This window comes from Stenotrophomonas sp. 364 (assembly GCF_009832905.1).
Taxonomy (GTDB): Bacteria; Pseudomonadota; Gammaproteobacteria; order Xanthomonadales; family Xanthomonadaceae; genus Stenotrophomonas; species Stenotrophomonas maltophilia_AP.
Window position 1 is genome coordinate 2,772,392 of the sequence record NZ_CP047135.1, and the last position, 13,764, is coordinate 2,786,155.

The following is a 13,764-nucleotide window of genomic DNA, read 5'->3' on the forward strand; positions in this document are numbered from 1 at the left end:
GGTTACACCGTCATGAGTCGAAGGGTGATTGAGTAGTAGTCGCCGTCCAACGCGGGGACGGCGAACCGGATAGGTTCGGCCTCGATGCCAGGTCCGTCGGTGCGGCGCCAGGCCACCGAAAGCTGGCGGTCTCCGCCGTTGTGTGCGGGCAGCACCAGCGTCAGGGGCGTGGTGCGTGGCTGCTCTTCGCTGGCCTGCAGGGCGCGCAGAACGTCGAGCGTCACCGCCCCCACCCACGCTGCTCCATCACGCTGGGTCTGCAGCGTGATCGGGCGGCCGGCCTGCAGTGAAGATTCCTGGACGATCTTGGCTCCGGTAAGACTGGTCTTCACGGCTTGGCCAACCCGCCACGCAGTGAACTCGTCGATCCACTGCAGGTCTGCGGGAAGCTCGATCCCGGCTAAAACGATGCGGCTCATGCTGACCTCCCCGAACGCACTGATACGCTCCTGCTGCGCGCAATCTTCTGCAGCACCAGCGGCGCCACCAGGTCCGACAGCCGCTCAGCTTGCTCGCGCTCGGCAGCTGACGCGCTGGCCGCAACGCTGCGGCTGGGGCCAGTCCACTCGATGCGGAGCACCTCCGGTGTGCCAGCGCCGTTGCCGCCCACGCGTTTGGCGTCGGCGGCGGCCTGCGCTTCAGCGGCCTCTTTAGTTGCCCGGAGGCGATCATCAAGGGCTTGCTTGGCCGCGCGGTCGCGTTCCGCAAGCTTCGTTTCGATCTGGTTCTCGATCTGCACCAGTTCCTCCAGCTCGCTGGCACCGACCAAGTTGAAGCGGGCGGCTAGCTCTTTCCGCTTCCCCGTCAGGTCGTCCATACCTTTCAGTATTTGGGCCTGCTCTTCCTTGTAGGCCTTGAGATCCTCACGCTGGTCGTAAAGACCGTTCCAGATATTTGCGAACTGCTGCAGGCCATTCGGGCCTCCGATCTGGCTTAGCAGTTCCGACGTCTTGGCCGAGATCTGCCCCATGTTTAGCGAGAATCCCTGAGCAGCAACCGAGGCGCCACCCAACTGTTGACCGGCATCCTTCGCGCTCTTTGCTACCTGGCCGACGCCAGCCGCGGCCGCCTTGGAGCTAGTTTCAACATCCTGCAGAGCGGCAGAGCCCTTGTCGGCGCCCGACTGAATCTGCTGCATTGACCCCCTACTGTTCTTGCCGAGATCCTTGATGGACTCGTTCGTTCGATAGACCACGCCCTGCACGTCCAGCTGTGCCTTCACCTGTGCCTTTTTCCACTCATCGCTATCCGCCACTGCAGCCAAGGCAGCATCCGAGTACGCCCGAAAGGCCCTGCGGACATCGTCAATGCTCGCTTTCCCTTGCGCGGCACCCTGGCGGATGGCCTCGAACGCGTTCTTTGCGGTGTCACGCGTGGCATTCAGAGACGCCTGAGACTGGATACCAAGCTTGGTGAACTCATCGTTCAGAGGATTCAGCGCGTTGGTGATGTCTCGGATCCGCGCGTTGAGCGCTGATGCAGCTCGCTCCGCCTGATCGAACCCCACCTTTCCTTGCTTACCGGCGCCCTCAAGAATGGCGCCGAGAGCCCTTGCCTCGTCCAGGGTTGCGACCCGCCCCAATGCTGCTTTAAAGGCAGTCTCGATCTGGGCACTGGTTGCCAGTGCGTTCTCAGTGATGGCGCCAAATGCGGCCGTCGCGTCTCTTCCGGCAGCCGTGAACTGGACCCCCATCTGCTCAGCAGTCACACCCAGCTTCGATAGACCGACCTGCAGCGTCTGCTCCAGGACGGTCGTCGTATTCAGGGCGGCATCCGGCAATGCCTCAAAAGCAGCGACCGATGCAGCCTGGAACGCAGCCAGTTCCTGACCAGAGAGCTGCTGGAGCGTTGCCATCAGACCGTCGCGCACATTGCGGTCAGCTGCTGCACCCTGCTCTGCAATAGAGGCAAGCGCGAGTCCAACATTGCCGAGGCTATTACTGTCTGCAAAATTCAGACCATTGAACAGCTCACGGATGGAGGAGCCAGCGAGCTTGGAGTCACGGTCAATCCCCTGGAGCTTATCGATGATCAGCTGCGCCTCGGAGCTGATTCCAGCCCGCATTGCCTGGGCTGCAATGCGCGAAGCGTCCGATAGAGCCAGGTATCCTGCGCGTACCGATGACAGCCTTGAAGTTACCTCGTCAAGCTGCTGCAGCTGGTCCTCGGTTGCGAGCCCCATCTCCTTCTGCCGGAGCAGATAGCCCACTTGAGCCCCAAGGTAATCACGGAGCCCATTAAGCCTGGACTTGTACGATTCACGCTCAATGTCGTTGAGGCGAGCGAGCTGCTCAGCCGTTTGAACGGCGGTATCGCGGTATGCGACCAAGGATACCGCCAGTTCGCGCCGGGCGATTGCCTCACGATACATCTGATCCTGAAGTCGCCGACTGAACTCCCCCGCCTCTTTGCTGGCTGCACTGTTCTTGCCGAGCTCCTCGCCCAGCGCCTCACCCATCGACTGAAGCCCCTTGGCAGCGAGCTCCAAGCCAAGCAGGGCAATGGTGATGGGTACTACGCGCGGAATCGATTTGAGGATATTCCCAAGCGTCATCGCGCTACGGCCGGCCACATCGGTGGCCGCGGCATTGGCAAGTTGCGCCCGCGTCGAGGCAATCAGAGCGATCCGCCAGGTGTTGAGCTGAACGATTGCCTTGATGATGGTGAAGGCCGCATAGGCTCTCGCCATCGTGATAATGGCACCGGAATGATCCATCACGAATTGCGTAGCGCCCTTGGCTGCATTGGCCAAGGTGACGATCCCATCGGCGGTCTGCTTGGCCCAACGGGTGAGGGTGCCGTCCTTCGCCAGTCGGTCGACGGTGGCAAGCATGTCGGTGAGCTGGGCCTTGAAGTAGGTCAGCACACCCTGATCGGCGACTTCCTGCTTCCAGTCCTTGAACCGTTCGGTGGCGTCCTTCCACAGCCCGGCAATGGTGCCAACCTTGGCCGCCGCGGCTGCACCGCCGTAGGACTCATTGAGCACGTCCAGGATGATGGCCTGCGCTTCTGCGACCCGGCCAGTGGCCTCCAGCTGCTTGATGAGCTGCTTCTGGCTGTCCTCCAGGGTAAAGCCCTGTTTGCTCAGCGACTCCATCGCCTTGGACGGGGTCTGCAACGCCTTCCCCACCACCTCGGCAGACTGCTCCAGGCTCATCCCGAGCCGCTGCGCCTGGTCAATGGTGATCTGCATCGCAGCGGGGAACTGCTGGCCCACGATGTTCGTATAGGAGAGCAGCCGCACTTGGGCGGCAGAGATCTGCCCATCATCAAACAAGCCGCCCTGCAGCTCCTTGCGCATCGCTGCAAGCTGGTCGGCCGTGAACTCGCCCTGTCGGCCGGTCGCGGCCAAAGCAGCTTCAAGCTGGGCCAGCTCTTGCTCTGCATCGCTGCCCTCAACAACAATGCTCTTGATGCTTTCAACGACTTTGCCAAAGCCGATGAAGCCCAGCGCAGTCGCCGCGATGCCCTTCAGCTTGCCCATGATCGAGCTGGTAACTGCGGCCGCATCCCCAAGCTCGGTCGTTTCCTGAGCCGCCTGGCCGGCACGCTCGCGGTACGCCTTCAGGGACTCGGCTGCGGCGGTGCTCGCCTTGGCCTGGGACCGGAAGCCAGCATCGCTTTCCTCTATCTGCTGGTTCCTGCGACGCGCTTCTGCAGCCGCTTCGGCCGACTCCTTGGCCTGCTTCGTAAACGCGTCGGCGGTCCGCAGCGCCTCATCACGAAGGCGCTGCTGGCCTTGCACCAGCTGCGAGGTGTTGACGCCCAGGTCGCCCAGCTCCTGGTCAGCCTTTACCACAGCCTCCCACTGCTTGGTCAGGGACGACTGCAGCTTGTCACCCTCAGCGCGTAGCGATCGCTGCGCAGCCACCAGCTCCTTCGCTGGTGCCGGCGATTCGCCGATGCGAAGGCTCAGCGCAAGGGCTGCCTTCTGGTTGTCGTTGAAGCGCGTCTCAAGCTCGCCGAGAGTGGCTAGCATGCCCTCGAAAGCGTCCGCCTTCTCGGCTGTCGCATTCAGATCGGCGAGCTTGTCCACCAGCTTGGCCGTATCCGCTACCGCCGCGTCAGAAGCCGTCCCCATTTCCAAGAGGGCACGGCGTAGCTCATCCACGCCTTCAGTGCCACTGGTCTCAAGGACCAGCCGCAGCGCTTCCTCGAATGCCGCATTGTTCGCCATCAGCGCTTCCTCTTTCGTGCCAGTTGCAGCTGCCTGATCAGCTCGCTGCCGCGGTATTCGTTCATCTGTCGGGCCAAGCGTGCGGCAATGGCATCGCCCTCACCCATCACCATCTGGAAGGCACTTGGGCCAGTCAGGGTCCGCAGCTTGTTGCGTGGATCGCGTCCGGATGGCGCCGTGCTGTCGCGGGAGAACTGCCGAACCAGCATCCGCCGCTGGCCGTTGACCGTCGCAATGAAGGCCGAGCTGTACGTTTTGCGCGATCCCAGCTGGATCTGCGCGGTAGCGCCGGCGGTCTTCCTTCCACCCCACCGCCCGCCAAACCCAATCAGCGGCAGCTTCCCGGTGGACGCATGCAGAGAGAGGAACTCCCCATCCTTGTCGGCGCCGGAGCGAATCTGGAAGCGCCCGACGAGGTCGCCTGCGCGGACCGTGTAGACCTCACGAACTGCCTTTTTTGCGGCCGGCTCGAAGCGACGGCGCACGGAGACGATGGCCCGGGTGTCGGCCTGCGCGATCGCCCTGGTGCTCACACCCTCCACCTGGGCGGCTAGGCGTGCCAAGGCGGCAGAGTTCAGGCGCGCGGCGGGTGAGAACTTCGCCATCGGTCAGGCCTCGCACCCGGCATCACTAACCGGCGCCCTTTCGGGCGCCGGATACCTGGTGCTATGGGCAGCTCCCAGCCGCATCAGCCGGCCTGCTGCTCGTACACCTTGAAGGTGTACAGGGCGCTCTCTTCCGAGCGGAACACCACCGGCCCGGTCAGGGTCAGCTGGATCGGCTCGTCGCTGAACCAGTCAACGTCGCCATCCACGGTCAGGTCCACCTGCGGAATGCGAAGCAGACCCTCGTCGCCGCCGATCCGATCCTGCACGTCGCCCAGGATCATGAACGACTTGTTGGGGACGGCACCGCCGTTGATGGCCGTTTCCAGATAGCCGTCATAGCTGTAGCTCAGCGTCAACACGTCGCCATGCTCAATGTCACCGCCCACCTTCGGGATCAACAGCCCCTGACGGTTGTCGATGGTGTAGTCCGTATCCTTCACCAGCGTGGTGCTTCCCTTCTTCACCACCGGTGCCGGGGTCGCCAGCACAAAGCGGTGGCCAAGGTCCACCGGCGCATCCTTGCTCGGAACGGTCAGGGGCTGATCGACCACCGCGCCCTCAGCCACCGTGGTCGTGACCGCGCTGCCGTAGAGCATGCGAGCCAGGAAGCCGACCGGCACTTCCAGCGCGCCCACCGTCACGTTCGTGGTGCCCGGGTTGGCATCGCGGTGGATGATCTGGCCGTAGCGATCATCGCGACGCTTGCTCTTCACTTCGGTCGTGTCGCCGGCTTCATAACCGAACGTCAGCGAGCTCTGCTCGAGCGGCTTGTTGCCGAACTTGTCGTCGGCATCGGGGATCAACGGGATGCGATCGGCACCGGTGCCGATCTCAAAGAACCGCAGATCGCCTGCGAACTTGCGGACCTTGGGCTGTTGGGCCATGGGGATTCTCCTGGGGAATGGACGCGGGCTAGAAAAGTTCGGTCAGACCGGCCCGCGCGGTGATCTGAGCGACGACACTGCTGTGGCCCACGCCGTCACTGACGGTGGCCAGATTTGCTTCCGACACGTCGAAGGTCGTTACGCCCTTGGGAAGGTCGCGGCTATCGAACATGAGGGCCTTGCGCAGATCTGCCCGGGCTAGGTGCACCAGGCGGCGAGGATTACTCTCATCACCACCGCGCGGCACACTGAACTCGATCACGATCCCAACGTCGGAGGATGCTTGCGCCCGCCCTGCACTGGTGGCGCTGATGCGGTCAACCTCGATTACCGTGGTCGCCCCCTGGTGATCGGGCGGCACATCCGCATCGTCAATCACCACGACGCCCAGACCGATGTCCGTGCGATATCCGGCCGCCTTTGTGATCAACCGGACTCGCCCGGCGAGAAACTCGACTAGCTGCCAGCTCACCGGGTCTGCAATCTCAGGCTCTGACATGGCGCACCTTCCAACGACTCATCGAGCCATCGTTAGAGATCTGGGTGGCGTTCTCGTAGAGATCCCCGTCGACCAGCAGCTTGCCCTTGTGGGCCGGCTCCAGCCCGGCCAGCGCCAAACTGCCGAGTACGTAGTCGATCTCGACGCTGTGGGCCTTGAACTGGCGCAGGTCGCCGATCGTCTCCACGTCGCGGGTTACGTACACCTGGCACGGGACTGGCACCGCGCCCGGCACCGCGGTGTACAAGCCGCTGTCGGCCATGCCAGCTGCGGCGAAGGCAGCATGCAGGCTGGCGTCTAGCTCGGTCAGGAACGCACGCTGGCTCATTCGCTGCGGTCCTCGCGACGGGCACTCACACGGCAGGCCAAGGCAACGCACAGCGCCACGATGGCCACCAGCAGGAACTCGCTCACGGCTTCACCTCGGTGCCCTGGATGGCCCGCACCTGCTCCGCTCTACCGTTGAGGCGCTCGATGACCGCCCGGCGTTGTGCGGCCACGTCAAAGCACTGAGCGATCGGGCCTTCGGGAACGGCCTCGGAGCGGGTGAGCGCAGCCGGGATGGCGACGTACACACGCCGCTCGACCACCACAGCCTCAGGTGCCACTGCGCACTGCATGGGCTCGGCGTCGGGTTTGGTCGGGGCACAGGCCACAACAGCCCCCGCCATGAGCGTTGCGATCAGTAGCCGGAGAATGCTGGGCATGATGCCTCCACCTCAGTCAGGGCCAGCGCACAGCGCGCCTCGCGCGCTTGGCCGGCGTAGCGATTCATGAACTGCTTCAAGGTCTTGTTGGCATCGGCCTCACGCGCCTGGGCGGCAGCTACCGCGCCGTCGCTCTGCCGCTTGAGCGTCACAACCTGCGTCTGCGCTGCAAGCAGCTCCGCCTGGAGCACGGCAACGGTTCGGCCGTATCCGGCATTGGCCGAGGTAAGCTCGGCAACACGCGTGGTCGCGCCGCTCTTCTGAGCCGTGCAGGCTGCTGCAGCGCCTTCGTAGGTCGCAGCGTCGGCTCGGGCGTTCGCCCGGACGACGACCAGGCACACAGCGAGAGCGATCACGACAAGGGAGAGAATGCCGATGGCCCAGAGCAGCGGCTTTGTGGTCAACAAGGCGGGCAGCTTCATCGCGCCCGCTCCGCCAAACCGGCCTCATCCTCGCGCCGGCCACAGAGGCCAGCTTCCAGGTTGGTCCCGCGCCAGAGGCGGCACATCTGCCGGATCTCCCCGGCGATGCAGCGGAGGTCGGAACCCGGCAGGCACACATCACGGATAGCGCGCATCTCGGCACGCGCCGGTCCAGTCATCGACGCACCACGGTTGTAGACCAGCGAGACAAGCGCGCCCTGGGCGTCAGCAGGGAGCGCGTCGAACCCGCCTACACCGAACGCGCGGCGCGCACTGGCGTAATACCTCGGCAGCGATGCAGCAGCGAACACGTCGCTGGCAAGGCCGAAGGGAACGCGCACGTCACCAAGCCGCCGCGCCACAAGCTGAGCGGGCTGACCGGTGATGCCCGCCGTCCCTTGGAGTCGCTCGACGGACGGCATAGCCGTCCAATCCAGCCAGATCTGCTGACGGGTCTGGTGGCCACCGTCATAGCCGATACCCCAGGTGACCCCCGAGGCGCCACCGGGCCAGATCGGGGACTGGTAACGCCGCGTGTACAGAGATTGGCTGCCAACCTCCCAGCGCACGATCAAGGCTACCGCAGCCGGCGAGAGTGCGGGCCAGGCGTCGGTGCCGCCTGCCGGGGGCACGACCTTCTGCACGGCTTCCTGAAACGCCACGACCACAGGCACCACCACCGCAGTGGTGGACGCCTGCACGGCGCGGACGACCGGTGCAGCGACCTCAGCCGCATCGGTGCGCGCTTCAGCGACGGTACCGGTCGCGCCGGAAAGTTCTCCGACCGGCGCAGCCTCTGCAGCCCCCAAGCTGCACGCCGCCAGCGCCCACACAAGCAGCACCGATACCCCGTGGCGCGCGCTCATCGTGCGATCCAGAAGAACGCGACGAACAGGCCGATCAGGAGAAGCCACTCCATACGGTCCAGCAGCAGAAGGCGCCAAGCCGCGGCATCACCCCGACGCGCTGCATCGTGAAGCCGCTGTTCTTCGGAGTCGCTGAGGTCATACAGATACGTGCGCTTGAACAGCCACGCACCGGCACAAGCAGTTGCCAGGTAGGCGGCAAAGATCGGCAGCTGCACCAGCTGCGCAAGCACGTCCGCGCCAATGGAGCGATCAAGCGCCCCCAACAGAATCCACCCCAGCAATGCCAGGGTGACCAGCACCGGCAGCCAGACGATGAACTCCTGCCAGCGGCTGAAGAAGGAGAGGATGTATTTCATGGTGTCTTCTGCGCCTGTTCGACGGTGTTGAGACGACGCTCCAACTCGGCGATTCGCCAGATCACGCCGTTGTCCAGCTTGGCGTTGACCACCTGCACGTCGCTGGTTACCTGCTGGAGCCCTTTGCCCTGCTCTGCCTGGATGCTGCGAATGTCGTTGAGCATCCAACTCACCACGCTCCCTGCGATCGTCAGCACGAACGGCAGCGCGTAGATGGCGACTTTGAGCGCGACCGACGCAAACTTTCCGTTCATGGCCCGATCCAGCTGGGCGTTTGCATCAGTAGTGCTCATCGATCCCCCTGTGTAGATAGAAGCTCCACCACCGCACACGCCACCCGGGCGCCTGTATGCGGTGGTGGGCTGACTGTTACGCCGCCTTGACGGCGCCGACGCCCGGCAGGAGCTTGGCGACGACGGTGGTTTCACCGGCTGCGGAAGCAGCGATGGCGATGGCGCAGTTCTCCAGGTCCCCTGCGTCGGCGCCGGTGACGATGAACTGGCCGCCCTGCACGTCCCAGTGCAGCTTTGCGCCACCAGCCACAACGGCACTGGCAAGCTTGGGGAAGGTAAAAGCGCGCTCGATCTGCACAGCGACCAAGTCACCGAGCTTGGCATCGGTCACCGGCACGGCCAGCGCCGATCCATAGACGAAGGGGATGCCGGACTTCACGTCCGCCGGGGCGGGGATGGTGATCGTGTCACCGCTGCTGTGTGCGTTTTTCATGGCTGTGCTCCGTGATCAATGGAAGGCACGGACCGAAGTCCGGGCCTTGTGTCTTACTGGCCGGCGTTCTTGTAAAGGCCGCGCGGGTCGATGGCCTTCGCGCCGAAGATGTGGCGGCACTTGACCTGTACGCCGTCCACTTCGAAGCCGTTCTTGGTCTCGGTGAACACGCCCTCGTGACCTTCCAGGTAGGCGTACTCAATGGTGTCGATCACGCCCGGCTCCGCCGCGCCGTACCACGCGATCTCGCTGCCGTCGTGCAAGCGCGGCTCCACGATGGGGGTCAGCGTGACGCCGGTGACATTCAGGTCAGCGCCCTTGCCGGCGATGATCGAGGCGTTGGTGACCTTGAGGGCAACCTCTTCCAGCCCCGGCGGCACGATCAGGAACTTCGGGCGAACGGTGATGTAACGACCATCCAGACCCTTCTGCAGGGTCATCTTCTTGCGCATGTCCGACAGCGGGTTGGGCTTCTCCGGATCGAGCGCATCCGCCAGCGCAGCGGGCGTTCCCAGGTTGCCGTGGTCGGCATGGAACAGTGCCTTGCCATCAGCCATCTTCGGATTGCCGGTCAGGATCGCGTAGACCAGATCCGATTCCAGGTCCGCGGCGCTGGCACCGAAGGCGAACGGAATGCGGCTCAGCGCATCCAGGTCGTCGTTGACAACGGTCTCCCAGGTCAAGGCGACGATGCGGCCGAACTTCTGGACCGCGTACTTCTCGGCACCTTCGCCGATGGTGCCCTGCTCGTATTCGCCACCCTCCACCACACGCTTGAGCGACGGTGCGCCGCCCAGCTGGACGCGGGTGATTTCCTTGAAGTCCGGCAGGGTGGCCTGGCGGCTGAACGGGAGGAACGTGCGCTGGGTGCCTTCGTAGCCGGCGCGCAGACTACGGCTCACGACATTGCCGAGAATCGCCGGGAAATCGCTGGTGGACTGCAGCGCCTTGACCGCAATCTCCTGCTTGGACATTCCCTTCGGGTTCTGGCCGGCGCGGGCGAGTGCATCGCGCGCCATGTCCTGCAGGTCCATACCACGGAAGTTGGCGGCCGGGCCTTCCAGCTTGTGCGCTGCCGGATTGGAACGGTGCATCAGCGCGGCGATGGCGCCGTCGCGATAGTTCTTCGTTTCGTCCTGGGTGAGCTGACCCGACGGAGCTCCGGCGGGCGCACCGGTCGCGGACGGCGTGGCGGTGCCGAGGAAGGCAAGCAGCTTGGTGCCGATCGCCTCGACGGTCAGGTCGGTATCGTCTTCGCAGTCGCGGAGCAGGGTCGCCAGGGCGGTCTGATTCAGATCGCCGCGGGCTTGGAACGGGGCGAACTGCGCGCGGATGGCCTCGCGGCGAGCCGCCAGTGCCTGCTTCTGTTCGGGGGTGAGCATGGTGTTGTCTCCGGAGGGATTACCGGCATCCGCCGGCGGGGTGTTCGCGGCCGGTTCGGCCGGCGGATTCTGGGGATCGATGGACGCTTGGGTGGAGCTGGCTGCCGGCGTAATGACCGATGCGCGCGGCGCGCGGAGGGCAGCGGCGAAGGTCAGACTGCTGTAGCGGGCGGAGGCTCCACGTGCCGTCACGCGTTGGGCCAGCGCAGCAGCAAAGGCGCGCGCCTGCTCATCCGGGTCCGCTTCTTCAACAGCGTCGGAATCGACAGCGTCGGCGAAGCCGGCAGCCACCGCTTCCTCCCCGGTGTAGTAGTGGTCCTCGCCGTCCTGCAGCAGGCCGAGGATCTCCTCCTTCGACTTGCCAGACTTCTTCACATACGCGTCCGCCATGGATGCGCTGAAGGTGTCCAGCACGTCGGCGTACTGGCGCAGCTCCTTGGCGTTGCCGTAGACACCGCCCCAGGGTGCATGGATCATCAGGATCGAGGTGGACGGCATGCTCACGGTGTCGCCGGCCATCGCAATGAGCGAAGCGCTGGACATGGCAACACCGTCAACGGTGACCGCCTTTGCCGCCTTGTGCCGCTTCAGAGCGTTGTAGATCGCCAGGCCATCGGCCACGCTGCCGCCGTAGCTGTTGATGCGCACGTTGATCGTCGCGACCGTGCCGTCCAGGTCGTTGAGCTGCTGGGCCACCGACTGCGCGGTAACCGATTCGGTCCACCAGCTTTCACCGATATCCCCGTAGATCAGCAACTCGTAAACGCCACCGGATTCTGCGACAGGCTGAAGCCGCATCAACGGCTCGATCTTGGGGCGCTCCGGCATGTCGCGCGGCCCGGCCTGCGGGAGGGTGGAGGACAATGCCAGGGATGCGGCGATGGCGCTGGTAAGCAGCGTGGTTTTCATCAGGGGGTGTCTCCGGTGCTGATCGGACGAGAGCGCGATGCGCGCTGCCGCTGGTTGCCGTTCTCATCGCGGCGGCCGGTATCGTCGGCGTCCGGATAGGTCGCCTCGCCCGTTCGGGCCTGCGTGACGCCCGCGCCGCTCGTATAGCGGGCGTCGCTGTCGAACACCAAGCCCAGCTCTTCGGCCAGCTTCCGTTCGCGCGAGATCTCTTCGAAGGTGTCCTGCACGCGACCGCCACGCTCGGCGATGCCTTGGGTAACCGACTGCCAGCCACCGCGAGCTAGCTTCATCAGCCCGTCGGCCTCACGGCCCGGGTCGATCCACGGCATCTTCGGCCCACGGAAGTTCGCTTGGGCAACGGTTTCGGGACGGATGTGGGCCGGCACCTTCAACTGGCCGGAGGCAATCGCCATCTGGACAAACCGCTCCCAGATCGGCTGAACGAAACGGGAGACAAACTGCCCCGTCATCATCCGGTAGCCGTCGAAGGCCTCGACAAGCTCCTGCCGCTGCGCGCTGTAGGTGCCGTCGTAGTCGCCAGACATGCTGGAGTAGCTGAGCTGGATCGCCCGCGATACCGCACGCATCATCGCCATCCGGAACCGCTCCAAGGCGGTGTTCGGACGGTTCGGGTTGATCATCTCGATCGATTCGCCAGGCAGGGTCTCAGTGAAAATGGCGCCGGCTTCCAGCAGGAAGTCTCGCTCTTCGGGCCGTTGCGGCTGACCGTCAGCGGTCTGCAAAGGGGCGAAGTCGGCCATATCCTTGTCGCGCTTGATGTACGCAGCAATGCGGGCCGCGATCCGGGCGGCAACGCGCTCGGATTCCTCGTAGTCCTTGATGTCGATCAAGCGGTCGATGGCACTGACGAACAGGCTGATGCCGCGCAGGCCAGAAAGACGCTTGCGAACCGCAAGATGCAGAAAGCGCTGCGCCGGCACAGACTTCAGCGCCTCGATGCTGCTCCAGCCCCCATTGCCCGGGTGGTTCTTGTAGACCATGTACGCAATGGGCTGGCCCCATTCATTGCGCTGGATGCCGGCGCTGATGCGCTTGTCGGCGTCCTCATATTCCAGCGGCACCACGTCGGCTTCCAGTAGCTCGATGGACAGCGGCACAGCCGTGGCATGGGTGATGTACTTGGCGGTCCCCTCGACCAACTGGGTGAACTGCTCGCCATCGCGCAGCCAGCTGCGGCACGCCAGCTCCTGGCACTGAACCCAGCTCATGGTCCTGGTCACGTCCGGAGAAACACACCACTGGCGCCACAGGTTCAGTAGCTGGCGCGAGAAGTCGTCATCGATGTTGTCGTAGTTGTCGCCTGACCTGCCGTCGCGCGGTGTTGGCTCAATGCTGATACCCGACGGACCAACGATGTTGCGAACCAGCGTGCTGAGCGCACCATCGACCAAGTCGTAGTTCCGCTCCAGATCACGAACCGTCGCGCGTACCGTGGCAGCATCGCGAACCACCATCCGCTCGCTGGTGCTGTTGTCGCGGCTCTTCTTGCGACGCTTGGTCGACCGGCCACCTTCATAGGCAGCCATGACCTGGCGCGCGAACATGCGACGGGCGGCATACCGCGGGGCGAAGACCGCAATGCCACGCTCAAGTGCGTTTGGCTTAGCCATTGAACACTGCCGTCCGGTAGCGCAGGCTTCCGCCGCTGCCGCCGCGCCCGCGCTCAACCGCGAGCTTGGCCTCCAGCTCCCGGATCGCTCGTCGGATCTCAGCGAGCTCAGCCTCCTGCCTCTGGCGTTGATCGAAACGCACACTGAAGCCCGCAGTAAGGATGCGGGCTTCAGCTGCCAGGTAGGCGTCCAGTCGTTGCTGTGTGTTCGACATGGATACGTAAGGTATACATGTCGGTGTACGCGATCATGGTAAATCGCGTACTTTCTTCAAGCGCCACGAATCCGCTTCACGGCACGACCCGGGTGGTACTTGTAGGCAGCCGTTCGGCTCACCCCGTGCTTCCGTGTGATCTCGCCAATCGTCAGACCGGCATGCCAGTCCGCGCAGATCGCCGCGCCATTCACGTCCGGACGGGACCGATAGCTCACCCGTTTCCCAGCGAACACGTCCAACTGCACGGTCACCAACATGTCGGCGATCTGGAGAGCAGCATGGGCGGGTATGCCAGGCTCAGCCGCACGAATAGAGGCTACGTAGGAATCCCGCAGTTGATCGAGCAACTCATCGGCTTTGATGTCTTCTGCCATCGC

At 64.3% G+C, this 13,764-nt stretch carries 16 protein-coding genes; all 16 read right to left on the reverse strand.

The annotated features are described in order from the left end of the window. Nucleotides 1–2 precede the first annotated feature (2 nt). Nucleotides 3–419: a hypothetical protein gene (locus GQ674_RS12670; protein WP_159497367.1), complete on the reverse strand. Its 417-nt coding sequence runs from the start codon at nt 417–419 to the stop codon at nt 3–5. Continuing rightward, on the reverse strand, nt 416–4,177 hold the full coding sequence (locus tag GQ674_RS12675; protein ID WP_159497368.1) for a phage tail length tape measure family protein: 3,762 nt from the start codon (nt 4,175–4,177) through the stop codon (nt 416–418). The genes GQ674_RS12670 and GQ674_RS12675 overlap by 4 nt, the downstream gene beginning before the upstream one ends. Then, nucleotides 4,177–4,782 carry a hypothetical protein gene (locus GQ674_RS12680; RefSeq protein WP_159497369.1) on the reverse strand — a complete coding sequence of 202 codons (606 nt, stop codon included), beginning with the start codon at nt 4,780–4,782 and terminating at the stop codon, nt 4,177–4,179. The genes GQ674_RS12675 and GQ674_RS12680 overlap by 1 nt, the downstream gene beginning before the upstream one ends. A gap of 83 nt (nt 4,783–4,865) precedes the next feature. After that, entirely contained in the window at nt 4,866–5,669 is an 804-nt protein-coding gene (locus tag GQ674_RS12685; RefSeq protein WP_159497370.1) for a hypothetical protein, read from the reverse strand. A 28-nt stretch (nt 5,670–5,697) separates the two neighbouring features. Then, on the reverse strand, nt 5,698–6,168 hold the full coding sequence (locus tag GQ674_RS12690; protein ID WP_159497371.1) for a hypothetical protein: 471 nt from the start codon (nt 6,166–6,168) through the stop codon (nt 5,698–5,700). Then, a complete protein-coding gene (locus tag GQ674_RS12695) occupies nt 6,155–6,496 on the reverse strand; it encodes a hypothetical protein (RefSeq protein ID WP_159497372.1) in 342 nt (113 codons plus the stop codon). Before GQ674_RS12695 ends, GQ674_RS12690 begins: the two co-directional genes overlap by 14 nt. An 82-nt stretch (nt 6,497–6,578) precedes the next feature. Beyond that, nucleotides 6,579–6,875, reverse strand: coding sequence for a hypothetical protein (locus GQ674_RS12700; protein ID WP_159497373.1), 297 nt, complete (start codon nt 6,873–6,875; stop codon nt 6,579–6,581). After that, nucleotides 6,851–7,297, reverse strand: a complete 447-nt coding sequence (locus tag GQ674_RS12705) for a hypothetical protein (RefSeq protein ID WP_159497374.1) — start codon at nt 7,295–7,297, stop codon at nt 6,851–6,853. Before GQ674_RS12705 ends, GQ674_RS12700 begins: the two co-directional genes overlap by 25 nt. After that, nucleotides 7,294–8,163, reverse strand: a complete 870-nt coding sequence (locus tag GQ674_RS12710) for a hypothetical protein (RefSeq protein WP_159497375.1) — start codon at nt 8,161–8,163, stop codon at nt 7,294–7,296. The genes GQ674_RS12705 and GQ674_RS12710 overlap by 4 nt, the downstream gene beginning before the upstream one ends. Beyond that, nucleotides 8,160–8,522: a hypothetical protein gene (locus GQ674_RS12715; RefSeq protein ID WP_159497376.1), complete on the reverse strand. Its 363-nt coding sequence runs from the start codon at nt 8,520–8,522 to the stop codon at nt 8,160–8,162. The genes GQ674_RS12710 and GQ674_RS12715 overlap by 4 nt, the downstream gene beginning before the upstream one ends. Then, a complete protein-coding gene (locus GQ674_RS12720) occupies nt 8,519–8,776 on the reverse strand; it encodes a hypothetical protein (protein WP_159497377.1) in 258 nt (85 codons plus the stop codon). The genes GQ674_RS12715 and GQ674_RS12720 overlap by 4 nt, the downstream gene beginning before the upstream one ends. Nucleotides 8,777–8,891: 115 nt before the next feature. Further along, nucleotides 8,892–9,248 (reverse strand): capsid cement protein, encoded by a 357-nt coding sequence (locus tag GQ674_RS12725; protein ID WP_159497378.1) that lies wholly within the window; start codon nt 9,246–9,248, stop codon nt 8,892–8,894. A gap of 53 nt (nt 9,249–9,301) precedes the next feature. Continuing rightward, entirely contained in the window at nt 9,302–11,539 is a 2,238-nt protein-coding gene (locus GQ674_RS12730) for a ClpP-like prohead protease/major capsid protein fusion protein (protein ID WP_159497379.1), read from the reverse strand. Continuing rightward, a complete protein-coding gene (locus GQ674_RS12735; RefSeq protein ID WP_159497380.1) occupies nt 11,539–13,104 on the reverse strand; it encodes a phage portal protein in 1,566 nt (521 codons plus the stop codon). The genes GQ674_RS12730 and GQ674_RS12735 overlap by 1 nt, the downstream gene beginning before the upstream one ends. Before the next feature lie 58 nt (nt 13,105–13,162). Then, nucleotides 13,163–13,384, reverse strand: a complete 222-nt coding sequence (locus tag GQ674_RS12740; protein ID WP_159497381.1) for a hypothetical protein — start codon at nt 13,382–13,384, stop codon at nt 13,163–13,165. A gap of 56 nt (nt 13,385–13,440) precedes the next feature. Then, nucleotides 13,441–13,761: a hypothetical protein gene (locus tag GQ674_RS12745; protein ID WP_159497382.1), complete on the reverse strand. Its 321-nt coding sequence runs from the start codon at nt 13,759–13,761 to the stop codon at nt 13,441–13,443. Nucleotides 13,762–13,764 lie beyond the last annotated feature (3 nt).

Coding starts and splice junctions, on each gene's coding strand:
- GQ674_RS12670 (WP_159497367.1), bottom strand. CDS start 419: ATGAGCCGCATCGTTTTAGCCGGGATCGAGCTTCCCGCAGACCTGCAG.
- GQ674_RS12675 (WP_159497368.1), bottom strand. CDS start 4,177: ATGGCGAACAATGCGGCATTCGAGGAAGCGCTGCGGCTGGTCCTTGAG.
- GQ674_RS12680 (WP_159497369.1), bottom strand. CDS start 4,782: ATGGCGAAGTTCTCACCCGCCGCGCGCCTGAACTCTGCCGCCTTGGCA.
- GQ674_RS12685 (WP_159497370.1), bottom strand. CDS start 5,669: ATGGCCCAACAGCCCAAGGTCCGCAAGTTCGCAGGCGATCTGCGGTTC.
- GQ674_RS12690 (WP_159497371.1), bottom strand. CDS start 6,168: ATGTCAGAGCCTGAGATTGCAGACCCGGTGAGCTGGCAGCTAGTCGAG.
- GQ674_RS12695 (WP_159497372.1), bottom strand. CDS start 6,496: ATGAGCCAGCGTGCGTTCCTGACCGAGCTAGACGCCAGCCTGCATGCT.
- GQ674_RS12700 (WP_159497373.1), bottom strand. CDS start 6,875: ATGCCCAGCATTCTCCGGCTACTGATCGCAACGCTCATGGCGGGGGCT.
- GQ674_RS12705 (WP_159497374.1), bottom strand. CDS start 7,297: ATGAAGCTGCCCGCCTTGTTGACCACAAAGCCGCTGCTCTGGGCCATC.
- GQ674_RS12710 (WP_159497375.1), bottom strand. CDS start 8,163: ATGAGCGCGCGCCACGGGGTATCGGTGCTGCTTGTGTGGGCGCTGGCG.
- GQ674_RS12715 (WP_159497376.1), bottom strand. CDS start 8,522: ATGAAATACATCCTCTCCTTCTTCAGCCGCTGGCAGGAGTTCATCGTC.
- GQ674_RS12720 (WP_159497377.1), bottom strand. CDS start 8,776: ATGAACGGAAAGTTTGCGTCGGTCGCGCTCAAAGTCGCCATCTACGCG.
- GQ674_RS12725 (WP_159497378.1), bottom strand. CDS start 9,248: ATGAAAAACGCACACAGCAGCGGTGACACGATCACCATCCCCGCCCCG.
- GQ674_RS12730 (WP_159497379.1), bottom strand. CDS start 11,539: ATGAAAACCACGCTGCTTACCAGCGCCATCGCCGCATCCCTGGCATTG.
- GQ674_RS12735 (WP_159497380.1), bottom strand. CDS start 13,104: ATGTTCGCGCGCCAGGTCATGGCTGCCTATGAAGGTGGCCGGTCGACC.
- GQ674_RS12740 (WP_159497381.1), bottom strand. CDS start 13,384: ATGTCGAACACACAGCAACGACTGGACGCCTACCTGGCAGCTGAAGCC.
- GQ674_RS12745 (WP_159497382.1), bottom strand. CDS start 13,761: ATGGCAGAAGACATCAAAGCCGATGAGTTGCTCGATCAACTGCGGGAT.